The 18,532-nt window shown below is 58.9% G+C and carries 15 protein-coding genes; 14 read left to right on the top strand and 1 reads right to left on the bottom strand.

Annotated elements, in window-relative coordinates:
• The first annotated feature begins 35 nt into the window (after positions 1–35).
• From napF to GS612_RS00100, 8 genes are read left to right on the top strand one after another with little or no spacing between them, the layout of a single operon-like run.
• Positions 36–551 (top strand): ferredoxin-type protein NapF, encoded by a 516-nt coding sequence (gene napF, locus GS612_RS00135; protein ID WP_171638672.1) that lies wholly within the window; start codon positions 36–38, stop codon positions 549–551.
• Positions 548–841: a chaperone NapD gene (locus GS612_RS00130; RefSeq protein ID WP_170345495.1), complete on the top strand. Its 294-nt coding sequence runs from the start codon at positions 548–550 to the stop codon at positions 839–841. The genes napF and GS612_RS00130 overlap by 4 nt, the downstream gene beginning before the upstream one ends.
• Entirely contained in the window at positions 838–3,330 is a 2,493-nt protein-coding gene (gene napA, locus GS612_RS00125; protein WP_171638671.1) for a nitrate reductase catalytic subunit NapA, read from the top strand. The genes GS612_RS00130 and napA overlap by 4 nt, the downstream gene beginning before the upstream one ends.
• A 27-nt stretch (positions 3,331–3,357) precedes the next feature.
• The gene (gene napG / locus GS612_RS00120; protein ID WP_171638670.1) at positions 3,358–4,176 is read left to right on the top strand and encodes a ferredoxin-type protein NapG; all 819 of its coding nucleotides are present in this window, start codon (positions 3,358–3,360) and stop codon (positions 4,174–4,176) included.
• On the top strand, positions 4,173–5,090 hold the full coding sequence (gene napH / locus GS612_RS00115; protein WP_171638669.1) for a quinol dehydrogenase ferredoxin subunit NapH: 918 nt from the start codon (positions 4,173–4,175) through the stop codon (positions 5,088–5,090). Before napG ends, napH begins: the two co-directional genes overlap by 4 nt.
• A gap of 12 nt (positions 5,091–5,102) precedes the next feature.
• Positions 5,103–5,540, top strand: a complete 438-nt coding sequence (locus GS612_RS00110) for a nitrate reductase cytochrome c-type subunit (RefSeq protein WP_171638668.1) — start codon at positions 5,103–5,105, stop codon at positions 5,538–5,540.
• A gap of 29 nt (positions 5,541–5,569) precedes the next feature.
• Positions 5,570–6,259, top strand: coding sequence for a NapC/NirT family cytochrome c (locus GS612_RS00105; RefSeq protein WP_171638667.1), 690 nt, complete (start codon positions 5,570–5,572; stop codon positions 6,257–6,259).
• Between the two features lie 13 nt (positions 6,260–6,272).
• Positions 6,273–6,530 (top strand): hypothetical protein, encoded by a 258-nt coding sequence (locus tag GS612_RS00100; protein ID WP_152460390.1) that lies wholly within the window; start codon positions 6,273–6,275, stop codon positions 6,528–6,530.
• 69 nt (positions 6,531–6,599) lie between these two features.
• Here GS612_RS00100 and GS612_RS00095 read toward each other — a convergent pair whose 3' ends face one another.
• A complete protein-coding gene (locus GS612_RS00095) occupies positions 6,600–7,382 on the bottom strand; it encodes a DeoR/GlpR family DNA-binding transcription regulator (RefSeq protein ID WP_171638666.1) in 783 nt (260 codons plus the stop codon).
• A gap of 126 nt (positions 7,383–7,508) precedes the next feature.
• Here GS612_RS00095 and GS612_RS00090 point away from each other — a divergent pair, with 126 nt between their 5' ends.
• The 6 genes from GS612_RS00090 (at position 7,509) to GS612_RS00065 (ending at position 18,529) form a co-directional block, all read left to right on the top strand.
• Entirely contained in the window at positions 7,509–9,956 is a 2,448-nt protein-coding gene (locus GS612_RS00090) for an FAD-dependent oxidoreductase (protein ID WP_253286078.1), read from the top strand.
• Between the two features lie 11 nt (positions 9,957–9,967).
• A complete protein-coding gene (locus GS612_RS00085; protein WP_171638665.1) occupies positions 9,968–10,900 on the top strand; it encodes a choline/ethanolamine kinase family protein in 933 nt (310 codons plus the stop codon).
• A 539-nt stretch (positions 10,901–11,439) separates the two neighbouring features.
• The gene (locus tag GS612_RS00080) at positions 11,440–14,640 is read left to right on the top strand and encodes an adenylate/guanylate cyclase domain-containing protein (RefSeq protein ID WP_171638664.1); all 3,201 of its coding nucleotides are present in this window, start codon (positions 11,440–11,442) and stop codon (positions 14,638–14,640) included.
• Positions 14,641–14,692: 52 nt separating this feature from the next.
• A complete protein-coding gene (locus GS612_RS00075; RefSeq protein WP_171638663.1) occupies positions 14,693–15,574 on the top strand; it encodes an encapsulin in 882 nt (293 codons plus the stop codon).
• 14 nt (positions 15,575–15,588) lie between these two features.
• Positions 15,589–16,413: a DUF3237 domain-containing protein gene (locus GS612_RS00070; protein ID WP_171638662.1), complete on the top strand. Its 825-nt coding sequence runs from the start codon at positions 15,589–15,591 to the stop codon at positions 16,411–16,413.
• Positions 16,406–18,529, top strand: coding sequence for an FAD-dependent oxidoreductase (locus GS612_RS00065; protein WP_171638661.1), 2,124 nt, complete (start codon positions 16,406–16,408; stop codon positions 18,527–18,529). Before GS612_RS00070 ends, GS612_RS00065 begins: the two co-directional genes overlap by 8 nt.
• The last annotated feature ends 3 nt before the right edge of the window (positions 18,530–18,532 follow it).

Below are 18,532 nucleotides of genomic sequence, written 5' to 3'. Positions count from 1 at the left end.
GCGAACCTAATCAATCCAATTTCGAGTCGCCAGCTATGAGCCAGATGACCAGCAGACGCGCTTTTCTAAGCGCGCGTGTCCTGCGGGAGGACCCAGATGCGATCCGTCCGCCGGGTGCAGTTGCAACTGGCTTCAGCGATCTATGCACGCGTTGCGAAGACTGCGCCGCGGCGTGTCCTGAAGACATCATCACATTCGACGATGCCGGTTTCCCCGTTCTGGACCTGTCCGCAGGCGGTTGCACCTTGTGTGGTGACTGCGCTGACATTTGTCCGACCCCGGCGTTGCTGTCGGAACGTGTTGCCGAATGGCCATGGCGCGCACGAATCGATGACACAAGCTGCCTGTCGACGAACGGCGTAAGCTGCCGCCTGTGTCAGGACAATTGCGAACAGGATGCCATCCGCTTTCGCCTGCAACTGGGCGGACGTGCGGAACCGGCGCTTGAAACAGAAACCTGCATCGGCTGCGGTAGTTGTTCCGCCGCCTGCCCCGCCGGGGCGATCGTGATGCACCGCCCCACCCTACAACACCCGGAGGTGAACCAATGAACATCTGTGGCTGCCTGGTCCACATCGCCCCCGATTACACCGATGCCGCACGCGCGGCGATGGCCGGAACCCAGGGCGTCGAACTTCATGCCGAAGCCGAGGACGGCCGTTTTGTAGTTGTTGTCGAGGATACGGCCGACCGGCTGGCCTCGGACACCATCATGGATCTGCACCAGATCCCCGGAGTGATCTCACTGTCACTGACTTATCACCATTTCGAAGATCTCGCGGAGACGGCTCCGCGTCCTGATGCTCCAAGCCAACCGTCCAGCAGGAGGCCCATGCAATGACCATCTCTGAATCCCGTCGTACATTCCTGAAAGCGTCCGCAGCGGCAGCCACTGCCTCGGCTGCGGGCATTCCCATGGCCGCAGGTCAGGCCAGCGCTCAGGTCGGCGCACCCGATATTCGCTGGGACAAGGCTGCCTGCCGGTTCTGTGGCACAGGCTGTTCGGTTCTGGTGGGCACCAAGGACGGCCGCGTGGTCGCCACGCAAGGTGACCCGGACGCACCGGTGAACCGGGGCCTGAACTGTATCAAGGGCTATTTCCTGTCCAAGATCATGTACGGCAAAGACCGCCTGACCACTCCGCTTCTGCGCAAGACCAACGGCCAGTATGACAAGAATGGCGAGTTCGAGCCGGTCAGCTGGGATGAAGCCTTCGACGTGATGGCCGCCAAATGGAAAGAGGCCCTTGCCAAGAAAGGCCCGACCAGCGTGGGCATGTTCGGCTCGGGGCAGTGGACGGTCTGGGAAGGCTATGCCGCCGCCAAGATGATGAAGGCCGGGTTCCGGTCGAACAACATTGATCCCAATGCGCGTCACTGCATGGCCTCGGCCGTGGTTGGTTTCATGCGCACTTTCGGCATTGATGAGCCGATGGGGTGCTATGACGACCTTGAGCACGCCGATACTTTCGTGCTGTGGGGATCGAACATGGCCGAGATGCACCCGATCCTGTGGTCGCGCCTGACCGACACCCGCCTGACGAAGCCGGGTTGCGAAGTGCATGTGCTGTCGACTTTCGAGCACCGCTCGTTCGAGCTGGCCGATAATGGCATGGTCTTTGCACCGCAAACCGATCTGGCGATCCTGAACTATATCGCGAACTACATCATCCAGAATGGCGCGGTGAACGAAGAGTTCGTCAAGAACCACGTCAACATCACCAAAACCGCCACCGATATCGGTTACGGCCTGCGGGACAACAACCCCCTGCAACAAGAGGCTGAAAACCCGAACTCGGGCAAGTTGGAGCCGATCAGCTTCGAGGAATATGCCGAAGCCGTTTCGAAATACACGCTGGAATACACCTCGGAACTATCCGGTGTTCCGGCTGACAAGCTGGAGCGTCTGGCCAAGCAATATGCCGACCCCAACCGCAAGGTGATGAGCCTGTGGACCATGGGCTTCAACCAACATACCCGCGGGTCCTGGGTGAACTCGCTGATGTACAACGTGCACCTGCTGGTGGGCAAGATTTCGGAACCCGGCAACTCGCCCTTCTCGCTGACCGGTCAGCCGTCGGCCTGCGGTACCGCGCGCGAGGTAGGCACCTTTGCGCACCGCCTGCCCGCCGACATGGTGGTGATGAACGAAAAGCACCGCGAGATCTGCGAATCCGCCTGGAACGTGCCCGCCGGCACCATTCCTGACAAGCCCGGTTTCCACGCCGTGCTGCAACACCGCAAGCTGAAGGATGGCGATCTGAACGCTTATTGGGTTCAGTGCACCAACAACATGCAGGCTGCGCCGAACATCAACGAGGAAGGCTATCCCGGCTACCGCAACCCGGAAAACTTCATCACTGTTTCAGACCCCTACCCGACGGTCACTGCGGTTTCCGCTGACCTGATCCTGCCCACCGCCATGTGGGTCGAGAAGGAAGGCGCCTATGGCAACGCCGAGCGCCGCACCCAGTTCTGGCGGCAGCAGGTCAAGGCCCCGGGCGAGGCCAAATCGGACCTGTGGCAGGTGATGGAGTTCTCGAAACGCTTCACCGTCGAAGAGGTCTGGGGCGAAGAATTGCTGGCCACCATGCCCGAGCATCGCGGCAAGACCATGTATGACGTTCTTTTTGCCAATGGCAGCGTCGACAAGTTCCCGCTGTCGGAAACCGCCAAAGGCTTTGACAACGACGAATCCGAGCATTTCGGCTTTTACGTGCAGAAAGGTCTGTTCGAAGAGTACGCCAACTTCGGGCGCGGCCATGCGCATGATCTGGCACCATTCGAAACCTACCACCAGGCCCGCGGTCTGCGCTGGCCGGTCGTGGATGGCAAGGAAACGCTCTATCGTTTCCGCGAAGGCTATGACCCCTACGTGTCCGAGGGTGCCGGCGTGGAGTTCTATGGCCACAAGGATGGCAAGGCCAAAATCATCTTTGCGCCATACGAGCCCGCAGCAGAGGAGCCGGATGCGGAATTCGATCTGTGGCTGTGCACCGGTCGCGTGCTGGAACACTGGCATTCAGGGTCGATGACACGCCGGGTGCCGGAACTGCACCGCGCCTATCCCGCTGCCGTGGTCTACATGCATCCGCAGGACGCAAAGGATCGGGGATTGCGCCGGGGTCAAGAGATTGTTCTGTCGACCCGCCGCGGCGAGGTTACCAGCCGTGTTGAAACCCGGGGTCGGAACAAGGTGCCACGCGGTTTGGTCTTTATGCCGTGGTTCGATGAGCACCAGCTGACCAACAAGCTGACGCTGGACGCAACCTGCCCGCTGTCGAAAGAGACCGACTTCAAGAAATGCGCCTGCAAGGTTGAGCGCGCGTAACCAGCAAGGATCATACGGGGCGTTCCCATGTCTCTTGTCGATAAACCCCTTTCGCCGCAGCGGCGCCGGTTCCTGCAGGACTCGGCGCGGGCGGCGGGCGGCTGCGTGGTCGCCGGATCGTTGCTGGCCTATCTGGCCCGCGACGCCCGCGCCCTGCCCGCCGATGCCTTGCGCCCGCCCGGCGCATTGCCCGAGAAGGAGTTCCTGTCGGCCTGCATCCGTTGCGGTTTATGCGTGCGGGACTGCCCGTACGATACCCTGAAACTGGCCGAGCTCGGCTCTGATGCGGTGGCGACGGGAACACCGTTCTTCACCGCCCGGGATGTTCCCTGCGAAATGTGCGACGACATTCCGTGTGTCGCCGCGTGTCCAACAGGGGCGCTGGACCCTGGGCTGGAGAATATCGACGATGCCGAGATGGGTGTTGCCGTTCTGGTCGATCAGGAAAACTGCCTGAATTTCCTCGGTCTGCGCTGCGACGTCTGCTATCGCGTCTGCCCCGTCATTGACGAGGCGATCACTTTGGAGACGGCGCACAATACCCGATCGGGTCATCATGCCTTGTTCATTCCAACCGTTCATGCCGAACGCTGTACCGGTTGTGGCATGTGCGAGAAAAGCTGTGTTCTGCCCGAGGCCGCGATCAAGGTTCTGCCGGCACGGCTGGCGCGCGGCAGTTCGGCAGAACATTACCGCAAGGGTTGGGAGGAAAAGGCCGCCAAAGGCGCGCCGGTGGTCGAGGGGATCATCGATCTGCCGGATCGTTTGCCCGGACCGGGAACCGACAATCTTGTCGCGCCCGGCGGCTTTGCCCCTGAATATGATCTGCCGGGGGTGGGACAATGAATACGCGCACGCACATGCCCGTCGGTCAGGAGGCCGTTGAAGGCAAAGGGTGGATCGGGGCGCATCGCTTTTTGCTGATGCGCCGCGCTAGCCAGCTGTTCTTTCTGGTTCTGTTTCTGCTGGGCCCATGGTTCGGCATCTGGATTGTCGAGGGCACCTTGGCAGGGTCACTGACGCTGGGCGTGCTGCCTTTGACCGATCCGTTCATCCTGTTGCAAAGCTTCGTTGCAGGTCATTGGCCCGAAATGACCGCGCTGATCGGTGGGCTGATCGTTCTGGTGGTCTATGCCCTGATTGGTGGCCGTGTCTATTGTTCCTGGGTTTGCCCCATTAACCCGGTGACGGACGCGGCCAACTGGGTGCACCGTAAACTGGACCTGCCGAAGGGCTGGCAACCCAAGCGCGGCACCCGGCTGTGGATTCTGGCGACCGTGCTGCTGGTCTCGGGCCTGAGCGGCGTGATCGCGTGGGAGCTGGTCAACCCGATCACCATGCTGCATCGCGGGCTGGTATTCGGCATGGGCTTTGTCTGGGCCATGATCGCGGCCATCTTCGTGTTTGACGTCTTCGTCTCACGCCACGGCTGGTGCGGCCATTTGTGCCCGGTGGGCGCGTTCTACGGGCTGATCGGGTCGAAAAGCCTGCTGCGGGTCAGTGCCGCCAATCGCACGGCCTGTGATGACTGTATGGATTGTTATGCGGTCTGTCCTGAAAATCAGGTGATCTCACCCGCGCTGAAAGGCAAGCCGGGAAGCTCGCCCCTGATCCTGTCACCCGACTGCACAAACTGCGGACGCTGCATCGATGTCTGCGCAGTCGATGTCTTCAACTTTACTCACCGGTTCGACGACCATGTCGTTCAACCTTCCGATCCAGTTGCCGCGCCTGAGCCGCGCGCTGCCAGACCTATCTAGGGGAGTGCCAAGATGAAAAGATCAATCGTTACAGGCGGAATTGCCCTTCTACCCGTAGTATTACTGAGCGGATGGGCCCTTGCGCAATCCGCACAGGTCGAATCCCTGCGCGGGGCCGGCGTTGACGAGCCGGTGCCACTGGATCAGATCCACAAGAATGTCGAAGGACGGATGCAACGTAATTATCGCCAGCAACCACCGCTGATTCCGCATTCGATCGAACAATATCAGATTGATGTGCGCACCAATCAGTGCCTGTCCTGCCATGACTGGTCCAAGGCAGGCGAGCGCAACGCGCCGACCCTGTCGATGACCCACTATCTGGATCGCGATGGCAACGAGCTGGATCAGATTGCCGGAACCCGGTACTTCTGCAACCAATGCCACGTTCCGCAGGCGGACGCACCGCCGCTGGTCGACAACGTGTTCCAGCCCTCCGCCGGCAACTGATCCAACGCAAGACTGAAAGGAGCACCGACATGGCAGACTCCCCTGAAAAACGCGGCTTGCTTGGTCGCCTCTGGAACGCGATCTGGACACCGGCAGTGATGTTCAGCTCGGGCTTTCTGATCCTCGCCGGTTTTCTGGCCGGTATCCTGTTCTGGGGTGGGTTTCACTGGACGCTGGAACTGACCAACACCGAAGAGTTCTGTGTTTCCTGCCACACGATGGAAACGAACCTGGGTGAGTATCGCGAGACGATCCACTACAACAACCACTCCGGCGTTCGTGCGATCTGCTCAGACTGCCACGTTCCGGATGAGTGGAACCACAAGATCAAAGCCAAGATCATGGCCGTGAAGGACGTCTATCATGAACTGGCGGGCACCATCAGCACACCCGAGAAATACGAGGATCACCGCCTGGCGATGGCCTCGGCCGTCTGGAAGAAAATGAAAGCGTCCGACAGCCGCGAGTGCCGCAACTGCCACAACTTTGACTACATGGACTTCACCATTCAGGAAACCCGCGCCGCGTCTGAACACCAACGCGCCATCGACAATGGTATGACCTGTATCGATTGCCACCAGGGCATCGCCCACAGCCTTCCACCCAACTATTTGGAAACATACGAAAAGGTGACTGCTGCATTGGAAGATGAAGTTGTGCAGGAGCACGCTGCCGCGGGTGACGACATCCGCGATTTCCTGAACAACAGTTCGAATTGATGTGGGGGCAGAGATGTTAGAGTTACTTGGAACCATCGGTGGCAACGTCCTGAGCTTGCCGGGCATACTCGGTCTGGCGTTGGGCATGATGACCCGCAAGCTGTGGCTGGGCGCGGCGTTGGGCGGCGCAGTCGGTGTATTCGAGACGCTGGTTTTCGCAGGCTTCCGGTTTGCGCATGTAGAGCCACTGGAACTGATCATCGCTATTGTGGTCGGCGTCTGTGCAGGAAGCCTCGGCACTGCCATTCGCATCAAGGGCGCAACAGCCTGAAACACAGCCGGTTTCACCGTTTCGGTGGAACCGGCTAATTACGTCGGGCCGGGCAGTGTCATCACAAAGTCAATGACTGTCTTCTTGTGATCCCACGCCCGCGATCACCAATTCCGCATCTCCGGGCAAGGACCTGTAGGCTGCGGGCAATGTGCGATCGGTGATGAGCACGTCTTTTTCTGTCAACCCGGGCAGGCGCAAAGCCGGGCTGGTCTGGGCCTCGTTGAATTTTGTTGAATCAACCGCCATGAAGGTCTGGTCAGCAATATCAGACATCGCGCGGGCCATATCAGCCTCGCATTGATCATAGACCATGAAGCCCTTGCTGGGATGCACCAGTGATGCCGACAATATGGCCGTCCGGGCCGAGAAGCCTGCAATGACGTCATAGGCGGCCCGGTCGAAAGCGGCGCCGTCGTGGTTGCGCAACTGCGTCCCCGCCATGAAGACCCTGTTGCCCTCTTCCATCGACAACGTGGCGGCGATGAAGGCCGAGTTTGTCACCACCGTGAGGTTTTTGCGCGTGCGAAGTGCCTGAGCAATGAAGCCCGAGGTCGAACCCGTGTCGATAGCAATGGCCGAACCGTCCGGTATCCGCCCCGCAACGGCGTCGGCAATCGCGACTTTGGCGGCACGGTTCTGCGCCATGCGGGCCAGAAACGGAGGATCCAGCACATTTTGAGTGCTGACCAATGCACCATGCACCTTGGACAGGCTGCCCTTGGCGACCATCGGCTTCACGATTCGCCTTATGGTCTGGTCCGACACTTTGAGAATGCGCGCCAGCTCAATGACCGAAATTCGCCCATGCAGGTTTACCGTGCTGAGAATGTCTTGCTCGTATTTCGACATGAAGCGCCGTGATATTTGTTGATTTCATCAGGTTACTTGCAAGGTTGACGCTGTTCAAGCGACTTACTTCAACACATTTCAAACATTTTTGTTGCTTTTTGTTGTTTTGCGACTTTTGATGACGACATGTCATTTGAAATGGGTGGACGCATGACAACGCATTCGGTCAGACATCTCGTCATCGGCGGGGGCATCATCGGATGCTCCATCGCGTATCACCTCGCACGGTCCGGTGAGACGGATGTTGTTCTTCTGGAAAGGGCGTCCCTGACCGAGGGGGCCACCTGGCATGCAGCGGGGCTTGTCGGGCAATTGCGGTCATCGCGCAACACGACGCGGATGCTGAAACGGTCCGTGGTGCTGTATGATCGTCTGGCCGAAGAAACCGGGATGGAATTCGACTGGAAGAAAGTCGGAAGCCTGCGCCTGGCGGCAAGCAAAGAGCGGCTTCTGGAAGCAAAACGCCTGGCGACAATGGCCCGCAGCTTTGATCTGGAGATGGAAATAATCTCGGCCGCCGAAGCCAAGGCGCTTTTCCCCTATGTCGATGCGAATGGTCTGGAAGGCGCGGCCTTTATCCCCTCGGACGGTCATGTCGATCCCGCAGGCCTGTGTCAGGCAATTGCATCCGGCGCCCGGATGCACGGTGCCCGGATCCGCCAATCCGTAGAGGTCACCGATTTTGAGATCCATAACGATCGCATCACCAAAGTGATGACATCTGAAGGGGATTATGAAGCGGACACCGTCGTTCTGGCCGCCGGAATGTGGAGCCGCGAACTGGCCGCGAAACTCGGGGTCGTTGTCCCGGCCTGCGCTGTCGAGCATCAATACATCGTAACAGAACCCCTGCCCGACCCCGATCTTGTAAAACGCCTGCCAACCCTGCGGGATCCCGAGCGGCTGGTGTATTACAAACCGGATGCAGGCGGGAGGCTTGTGATCGGCGGGTATGAGGACAACACGCTGCCATTCGGCGACAGGGGTATTCCGGGCGCGTTTGTCCGGCAGCTTTTGCCCGACAACCTAGAGCGGTTTGCCCCCCTTGCCGAACTGGCAGGTCAGGTTACGCCGGTCGTCAACACGGTTGGAATCCGGCAGGTGATCAACGGCCCCATCCCTTATTCCGCGGATGGCGATTTTGTCATGGGATGGGCGCCCGAGCTGCGAAACCTGATGCTGGCGACCGGATTTCTGTACGGCATCGCGGCAGGTGGTGGCGCAGGAGAGATGATCGCCGAGTGGATTGTCGAAGGCCGCCCGAGCCTTGATCTGTGGCCTCTGGACGTGCGCCGGTTCAGTCCGCATCACGCCTCGCGCGCCTTCATGTATCCCCGCGCGGTCGAGCATTACGCGCATCACTACAAGATGCGATATCCGGGGCAGGAGGCGGAAACGGCCAGAAACCTGCGCCTGTCGCCCCTGCATGAGCGGTTGAAACAACATGGTGCGGTGTTCGGATCCAAGAATGGCTGGGAGCGACCGCTCTGGTTCGCTCCGGCCGGTGTCGAGCCGGTGGATCAGTTGGATTTCCTGTCGCCGGGTTGGAAAACCTATGCCGAACAGGAACACAAGGCCGCGCGCGACGGGGTCGTTCTGATCGATCAAACCAGTTTCTCAAAGTTCGAACTGATCGGCCCCGGCGCACTGGAAGCCCTTCAAAACCTTGCCGTTTCAAATATGGACAAGCCGGATGGCACGGTGATCTACACCCAATTGTGCAATGATCGCGGCGGGGTTGAAGCCGATATCACCGTCACCCGATTGGGGCGGGACCATTTTTACATCGTCACCGGGTCCGGATTCGGCGTGCATGACGCGGATTGGATCCGACGTCACCTGCCCCGCGATGGGCGCGCGCAGCTGGTCGAAATGACGTCGGCACGCGCCGTCATCAACATTTGCGGCCCCAAGGCACGGGATGTGATGCAGGCCATCGCGGAAGAAGACGTCTCGAACCATGCGTTTCCCTTTGCAACGGCCCGAGAGATCACCTTGGGAACGGCAAAGGTTCGCGCGATCCGCATAGGTTACATCGGAGAGCTGGGATGGGAGTTACATATCCCGACCGAGTTCGCCCTGCATGTCTATGACTTGCTTTGGCAGGCCGGTCAGAGCCATGGCATCCGCGACATCGGCTACCGCACCATCGAGTCCTTGCGGCTGGAAAAAGGCTATCTTTACTGGAGCGCCGACATCACCCCCGACTATTCGCCAATCGAAGCGGGCCTTGGTGCGCGGGTCCATCTGAAATCCAAACAGGGCTTCATCGGGCGACCGGTGCTGGAGGCGCAGAAAGCGACCGGCCCCAAGCGGCAGCTCTGCACGTTCATCACCGATGAGCGGCTGCCGATCACCGGAGGAGAGACCATACTGCATGCCGGCAAAACAGTCTCGCTGGCGTGCAGTGGTGGCTATGGGTTTACCGTCGGCAAGACGATCCTCTACGGTTATCTACCTGCGGGATTGGCTGGTGGGTCAGAATTCGAAGTGGAGGTGTTCGGAGAGCGTCACCCCATCCAGCGTGTGGACGGGCCGCTTTACGACCCGGCAAACAGCCGGTTGAAAGCCTGAGGGAGAGAGCGATGCAGAATGAACCAACAAATGAGATTATTCAGGCCCTTCGCAACGTGGCGGGGTTCGAAACCCTTGCCGAGGCGGACATTCACACCCAGCGGCTGGGCGGGTTGACCAATCTGGTCTATCGCGTCGAAGGCGGGCCAAGGACGGTGATCGTGCGCATCCCCGGCGAAGGCACCGAAGCCTATATCGACCGCGCGGTTGAAATCCACAACGCGCAGGTGGCGGCAAAAGCCGGGGTCGGCCCCGAAGTTCTGTGGGCAGACGCGTCATCCGGCGTGATGATCAGTGATTGCGTGCCCGACATCGTCACGATGACACCCGAGATGTTTGCGACGCGCCCCGGGTCTGCCGCCCGCGCGGGAAAGGCGCTGAGGCAGCTGCACGATGCCCCCGAGCCGTTCAAGTTTCGGTTCGAGCTGTTTTCGATGATCAACGACTACATGAAGGTGCTTGCGGACAAAAACGCTACCCTGCCAGAGGGTTACGCGGACGTCGTGGCCGAGGCGGCCCCGATCCGCGAGGTGCTGCGGGACAAACCCGGGACATTGGTCCCGAGCCACTGCGACCCTCTGTGCGAGAATTTTCTGGATGACGGCCAGCGCATGTGGATCGTGGATTACGAGTATTCAGGCATGAACGATGCCCTTTGGGATCTGGGTGATCTGTCGGTCGAAGCCGGGCTGACCGACGAACAGGAGCTGGAAATGTTGACCGCCTATTTCGACGGCCCGCCGAGCGAGGCTCAGATCGGGCGCATGGTGATCTACAAAGCCATGTGCGACCTGCTGTGGACGCTGTGGGGATTGATCCAGCATGCGGATGAAAACCCCGCCGAAGATTTCTGGGCCTATGCCACGAACCGGTTCGAGCGGTGCAAGTCCCTGATGCTGGCCCCGTCCTTTGCGGCCCATGTAAAAGCCGTGGCCGAGGAATAGGGTTTCATCCACAGCCAGATCCACCCTGGATACCGGATGATTCCTGACTTATCTCAGATCTTTGAGCCGCTTTCCCTGATACCTGTATCCCAATGATGAACGGGCGGACAAAAATCGGTATGCGCCTGGAGCGTAAGTGTATCTGTTCGAAGCACATTTGCGCGCTTCGGCTCTTTGCTGGCGCCGGGGTTGAGTCTGCTTTTCTGCCCGGTATCTCACGTCGGCCACGGCACTTTAGCACCTCTGTCAGCCTTGACGTGACGTCAGCGGCAGACCGGCATATTCGGTCGTTCTGTCGCCCTAAAGCCTTGCCAATTAAGTCAACTTGAGACTTGAACCTTATGATTTTTCGGGAAAAGCGCGTGACGTCGTGGTAATTTAGACGTATATCGACCAATCAATGTAACAAGTTAACAGTGCTGCCAGTTCCTGCTATGGATTCAGTATGAATTCCTCTCTAATTTTGGATTATACATATTCATTATGTATATGTATTAAGGGGAAAACAGGGGGACAGTTATGGAAGGAGTCGCAAGACAATGACGCGAGTCCTTGAGGCATCACCGCGCATTTCAAAAGTCCTTCATCTGGCAGATCTGAATGACTATGCCACTCTGTTTCAGAGAGAGGGCGTTGACGATGACATTCTGGACGAATTGACTGATCCGGAACTGCGTGATCTCGGGTTGACGGTTGGTGAAAGGAAGCGCTTTCGAAAGGCGCAGGCCAGGCTGAAATCGCAGGAAGCGTCGAAGCGGCCCGAAGTCCAGTCCAAGGCCGAGCGTCGGCAACTGACTTTGGTTTTCTGCGATCTTGTGGGGTCGACACGGCTGGCTCAGCGATATGATCCGGAAGACCTGATGCAGATCATGAACCTGTATCTGGATACGGCGATCGGCACCCTGAAACAGCACGGCTGCCATCTGGCCTATCGGCAGGGCGATGGCATCATGGTGTATTTCGGATACCCGAAGGCCATGGAAGATGATGCCGAACGGGCCGTACGAGCCGTATTGGAGACCATCGAGGCCGTTCAGAACCTTGAAAACGAATTTGGAGAAAAGCTCGACCTGCGGGCAGGCATTGCGACCGGAATGGTTGTCGTGGGCGTTGTTTCTTCGAAAAGCCTGGGGTCCCAAGACTTTCTGGTGGGTGAAACGGCGAATCTTGCATCCCGCCTGCAGGGGCTGGCCGAACCGGGTGAAGTGATCATTTCTTCAGAGACCTGGAGGCTGACCCAGGGTGCCTTTGAATTCGAGCCACGCGGCAGCCACGAGCTGAAAGGCTTTGACAATCAGCACAAAGTGTATCGCGTGGTGTCGGAAATCATGTCCACCAGCCGGTTCGACGCGCGGGTGGGTCAATCTGCGGTCGATCTTGTCGCCCGGCATGATGATCTTTCAACCCTGACCCGGCTTTGGAGCGAAGCGCAGGAAGGCTCGGGCCGGCTGGCGCTTGTCGGGGGGGCTGCGGGAATCGGCAAGTCGAGGCTGATCAAGTCACTGTCGGAAACAATCGGGGTCAAACCCTTTACATTGCAGTGCATCCCGCACCTGACCAGTCTTCCGCTGCACCCGATTGTCGGAGAATTGAGGCGCGTTTCGGGCGACAAATCAAATGACAGTATCCGGGCGGCGATTTCGGACTTCGTGCAATCGGCCTCTCGGCTGAGTGACGCGGACTTGCCCGTTCTTCTGGATCTGGCAGGTATCGAGACCGGCGCCCCGTCAGAATCCGACCCGTTGAAGAAGGCGCGCAAATCCCTTGACGTGATGCTGCGCAGTCTGGGCAGCCTGTGTGACAGGCGCGGCACGTTGTTGTTGGTGGTCGAAGACGTTCATTGGGCCGATGCGACCACGTTGGATGTACTGGATGCTCTTGCATACGCCTTGAGCAACTTTCCGGTACTGGTGGTTCTGTCGCACCGACCTGAATACGAACCTCCGGAACATTTCGAAAGCCGAGCCGCGCGCATTGATCTGTCTCCGCTTGGCAATACCGAGGCATCCGAACTGGTCCGGCGCGTGGCCGAGCCGTACAGCCTGCCTGTTATCCTGATCAAGCAGATCATCGAGAAGGCGGATGGCGTGCCGCTGTATATCGAAGAAATGACAAAGGCGGTACTGGACCAGCTGCCCCAGGATGCCCCGATCAACGCCGAGGTTCTGGATGCGCTGAGCGTCCCGGCCACCCTTCAGGACTCGCTGATGTCGCGTCTTGACCGGATGGAACATGCCAAACCAGTCGCCCAGCTCGGATCGGTCATTGGGCGCAGTTTCACGGCTCAGATGATCCATGCGGTGGCGCATGAAGACATGGATGTGGAAAGCGCCCTCATGCAGCTTATGGCGGCTGGCGTCGTGCTGATCACCAGCGATTCAGGGTCGGCCACATACACGTTCAACCACGCGCTGGTTCAGGATACGGCCTATAATTCCTTGCTGCGGGAAGACCGGCAGAAGGTACATCTGAAAATCGCCCAAGCATTGCTGGACGGTCACAGAGCATTCGGCAGCCCGGCCCCCGATACCGTCGCGCATCACTGCGATCTTGGCGGATTGAAGGATGAGGCTGTCACGAATTGGGTCACGGCAGGTGAACTGGCGTTATCCCGACTGGCGAACCTGCCCGCGATTTCCGCTTTCCGGGCCGCCCTGCGCAACATCGGAACCATGAAGGACAACGCGGATCGCGACGGTTTCGAGCTTCGGGTTCAGATGAACATTCTGCCCGCCTATATGGCGATTTACGGATGGTCGTCCGATCAGGTCGGCGAAACTGCCGCCCGGGCGATGGAACTGGCCCAGTCTTTGGGCGACGGCGAGACGCTTTTTGCCGCAACCTTCTGCCGTTGGACCCATTTCTTTGTTGCCGGTCAGATGAACCGAGCGATGGAAATGGGGCAGGCGCTGGACATGATGGCCAGCATGTCCGAAGACCCCGCCGCCAATGTGCTGGCGGCGCGGGCGCTGAGCTTTACGCATTACTTCCGCGGGGAATTTGCGGAATGCGAACAACAGCTGGAGCGCGCATTCGCCCTGATCACACCCGAGTTGGATATGGCCATGATGCCCATGACCCAGTCTTCCACGGCCGCGTCATTGCTGGCCATTCAGGGATGCCTGCTGTGGCAGCAAGGAAAGTTCGAAAAAGCCGAGGCCGCGCGTCTGGAATCCATCGAGGTCAGCAGGGCGCTGAACCACGCACCCAACCTTGTCTACGTGATGGGCGCTTGCAGCATGTTCCTGCCCTATGCGGGGGAATGGGACCGGCTTGATTTAACGATGAAAGAAGCCAGAAAAGTCGCGGATGAGGAAGGGTTTCTTTACCTTCACGCGATGCAGGACATCTATATGGGCCTCGCGCAGGCCGGTAAGGGCGACATCGCAGGTGTTCCGGAACGCATCGAGACATGCATGAACCTGATTTCCAAATCTGGTGGAAACTTTACTTTTCCTCAGAATCAGATTGTTCTGTCTGAGTTGATGATTGATCACGGAGATGTTGACCAGGCTTTGGACCGGCTCGAAACCGTTTGCATTCCCGGCTGGGAGCGCGGCGAGACGTTGAACAAACCTGAATATCACCGTGTGCGAGCAAAGGCTTATGCCGCAAAGGGGGACTTGGACGCTGCAATCAGCGAGGCGGAGCAAGCGCTTTCGCTTGCCCGGGATTGCCGTGGAGTTGTTCAGGAGCAGCGGGCCCGCGATCTGCTGGACAGATTGAAAGAAGAAAAATGAACAAGATTGACTGCCCCGCCGAATTGGGCAGCAGCACCGAGAGGGATTTGCAATGACCGATGCATTGGATTGGAATGAAGATCAGTGGAGCGCCGTGAAAAAGGCCGTCCATGATGAGGCGCTTCGCGCTCGGGTGGCCGCCAGTTTCCTGCCCCTGTACGGACCGCTGCCCGCTGACACGCAATCCGTCCCGCTGAACAAGCTGGATCTGGTGGACAATTCATCTGGTGCATCCAAAGAACGTCTTGACGTGAACGATTATGATACGCTGCGCCTTACCACCGTATCGGTGAACGTGTACCTGAAAGGCGCACAGGTGGCTGATCCGGAACTGACGGCGGCTCAGATCATGTTCCGCCGAGCGGCCGCCGTTGTGGCACGGGTAGAGGATGACATCGTTTTCAACGGTCAACCCGGCACCGGACAGGCCCCCAAACACGCAGGCGGCGCGCCCGACTCATTGCCGCAGATCTATACGATCAGCGGTGGTGGCAAATATCCGGGATTGCTTGAAGCGGGCGAAGGCAAAACCAAATCCACGTCCAAAAAGAACTATAGCGGAACCGATGTTTTCGAGGCCGTCGTCGAGGGCATCAGCACGCTGGAAACGTATGGCTATCTGGGCCCCTATGCCTGTGTGATGGGCAACGGTCTGTTCCGTGCGGTCACGACCCCGCTGCCGAATTCGATGGTGCTGCCACGTGACAGCATTCTCCCGTTCTTGGACGGGCCGTTGCTGCGTTCCAGCACCCTGCCCCCGGACAAGGCAGTGCTTGTGTCCCTGCTGGGTGCACCGGTTGAAATCGTCGTGCCCTCGGATATCGCCGTGAAGTATCTGCAAACCTCTGCCGAGGGCGAGCACGTCTTCCGCGTGCAGCAGAAGTTCCATCTCAGGATCAAGGAAGCTAAGGCCGTCCGCACCATAACCTGTTGACCGGAGATCGGGTCGTGCGCGAGTTTTCAGATCGGGGCGTGACGCTGCGTTGGTCCGAAGCGATCAACGCAGACGGTCTCAGTCGGGTGTTGGTGGAAGCCGGTCCATCCGTGTCGTCGCATGACACGCTACGTCTGATCTGTTCGGAAGATGGCCGCCCCGAGCGTGCCATTCGCGGGTGGCCCTTGTTGCGGGACCCACAAACCGGGTTTCAACAATTCGCAGCCGTTCTGCCGTCAGTCAAACAGGAAAAAACTTTGTCCTGGCGCCCGGTGCTGACGTCGGGAGGGCGCGAGTATGACCCCGGGCCCGAAAAAGCAGTTCAACCTGCCGCGCCGGAACCGACAAAAACCGCAGTGACGTCGCCGGTACTGGAACATGTTGCCAAATTTGTGGTGCCGTTCGATAGCAGCTTTCACCCCTCGGGCGAGACGCCGGACGGGATTTGGCTGCATTTCGCCATCAAAGAAGGGGGCACCGTCGAAGGCCCGCATCTGAAAGGGGTGATCGAACCGATCGGAGGAGACTGGATGCGCGTGCGGCCCGATGGTGTGGGGCTGCTTCATGCAAAGGCACTTATAAGACCGTCCATCGGACAAGCTCCGATCCTGTTCGAAGATACGGGTGTGTGTGACTTCGGCCCGGACGGATATGCGGCATTGTCCAAGGGTAATCTGCCCGCTTCGGCTCCGGTACGGCTTGCACCGCGTTACCTGACCTCGAATCCGCATTTCAGCTGGATGAATCGGGTGCAGGGTTTTGGCATTGGCGAAGCCAGCCTGTCAGACATAACCCTGCGCTTTGACGTCTATTCCGCGAAAGGAATTTCCGATGCCTGACAAGGTTGTCATTCTTGGGGGAGGCGTGGCTGGCATGAGCGCCGCGCACGAACTGATTGAACGCGGGTTCGAGGTAGAAGTCCACGAACGCCAGCTGATCCCCGGCGGCAAGGCCCGCAGCATTCCCGTGATGAAGGGTGAAGGGGATCATGGCTCGAAAGCGAAACACATCAAGGCGCTGGAAAAATGGGCCGAGATGGATGGGGCCAATTATCCGCCCGGCGTGAAACGGCCCTGGCTGCCCGGTGAACATGGGTTCAGGTTCTTTCCGAACTTTTATCGGCATATCACCGACACGATGGCCCGCACGCCGTATTACGACAAGGGCACATGCTTTGACAATCTGGTCCCGACCACGCAAGTTCTGGTCAGCCAGTTCGACAAGCCCGGCATCATTGTCCCGGAACGGTTCCCCCGCACGCTCAAGGATGTTGCGGATGCCTTCAAGACCATTGCCTTCGCGCTTTCGCCGAGGGACCAGATTGCGTATGAGGATGTCGAACATTTTGTCGCCTGCATGTGGCGGATCGCGACGTCCTGCAAGGAACGCCGGTTTGACGAATATGAACGGATCGGTTGGTGGGATTTCATCGGCGCGCAGGACCGTTCGGAAGCCTATCAGAAGTTCCTTGCCATCGGCCTGACCCGTTCGTTGGTGGCCGCCAAGGCCACGACGGCAAGCACGAAGACAGTGGGGGACATTGCTGTTCAGCTTCAGCTGGGTATCGCCACGCCCGAACCCCACTGCAACAGGCTGCTGAACGGGCCCACCAATCTTGTCTGGATTCAACCGTGGCTGGATTACCTGACTAGCAAGGGGGTCGTGTACAATTTTGACTCCAAAGTCACCGGAATCGAGTGCCGGAACGGCAAGATCGTCGGCGCAACGGTCGAACAGGATGGCGAAGAAAAGCAGGTCACGGGGGATTGGTTCATCAGCGCCATGCCGATTGAACGCATGGCACCGCTTGTGACCCCGGGAATGATGGCGGTTGACCCCGCACTTGCCAAATTGCCTTTGCTGGCCGATGACGTGCAATGGATGAACGGCATTCAGTTCTATCTGACCAAGGATGTCGAGCTGACCCACGGCCACGTCATTTTCATCGACAGCCCATGGGCTTTGACGGCTGTGTCGCAAAAACAGTTCTGGCCGGGGATCAACTTCGATAACTGGGCCGAAGGAAAGACCAAAGGCCTGCTGTCAATCGATATCTCCGAATGGGACAAGCCGGGGTTGAACGGAAAAACCGCGCGCGATTGCAGCCGGGAAGAGATCGCAAAAGAGGTTTGGGAACAGCTCAAGCGCAGCATCAACGTGGATGGCCAAACCATTCTGCGGGACGAGGATATGCACTACTGGTTCCTCGATCCTGATATCGTTCAAGACCCGAACGACCCCAAGCGTCAAAGCAATGTCGAACCCTTGTTGGTCAACCGTATCAACAGCTGGCGCTTGCGCCCGGATGCGGCCACATTGATCCCGAATTTCTTCCTGGCATCGGATTACGTCCGCACTTTTACCGACCTTGCCACGATGGAAGGGGCGAACGAGGCCGCGCGTCGGGCCGTCAACGCCATTCTTCAACGCAGTGGATCGGATGCCGAGCCCTGCCAGATCTGGGACCTGCATGAACCCGACATCCTGAAACCGCTGCGCGCCTATGATTACGCTCGCTATCAGGCTGGCCTTCCGTGGGACAATCGGTTCGCGGTTGCGGTCGAAGCCGCGCTGAAAATGGGTCAGGACACGGCAGGAGTTGATCGTGGCGGTGATGGTCCCCTTGCCGCCATAGGGGAGCCGGCGGCGGAATATTCAAAACCCGGCGGCATCACCGAAGATCCAGCCATTGCCGAAGCGCTTCGAATGATCTGCCCCCCGAAAGAGCTGTTCGACCTCATCGCGAATTACGAGCCCACCGCGGATCTGCCGATCCCGGGGGATGAGCTGGCGGAAGATGTCGCGTATGATCTGGGTCGGGACAGTGGTCAATCAGGTGCTTTGTCCAGGGCATTGCCGATTTCGGATGCACCGCTTTCTGCGTTTGGCGGCGGTCCGGAACGATCCGGCGCGCGGGAAGACAAAAGTCGCGTGATCATCACCCAGAAGGGCTGAGCC

It is taken from the genome of Ruegeria sp. HKCCD6157 (assembly GCF_013110685.1).
Taxonomy (GTDB): domain Bacteria; phylum Pseudomonadota; class Alphaproteobacteria; order Rhodobacterales; family Rhodobacteraceae; genus Ruegeria.
Note: the sequence above shows the minus strand (reverse complement) of the source record. Positions and strands in the feature narration are given on the sequence as shown.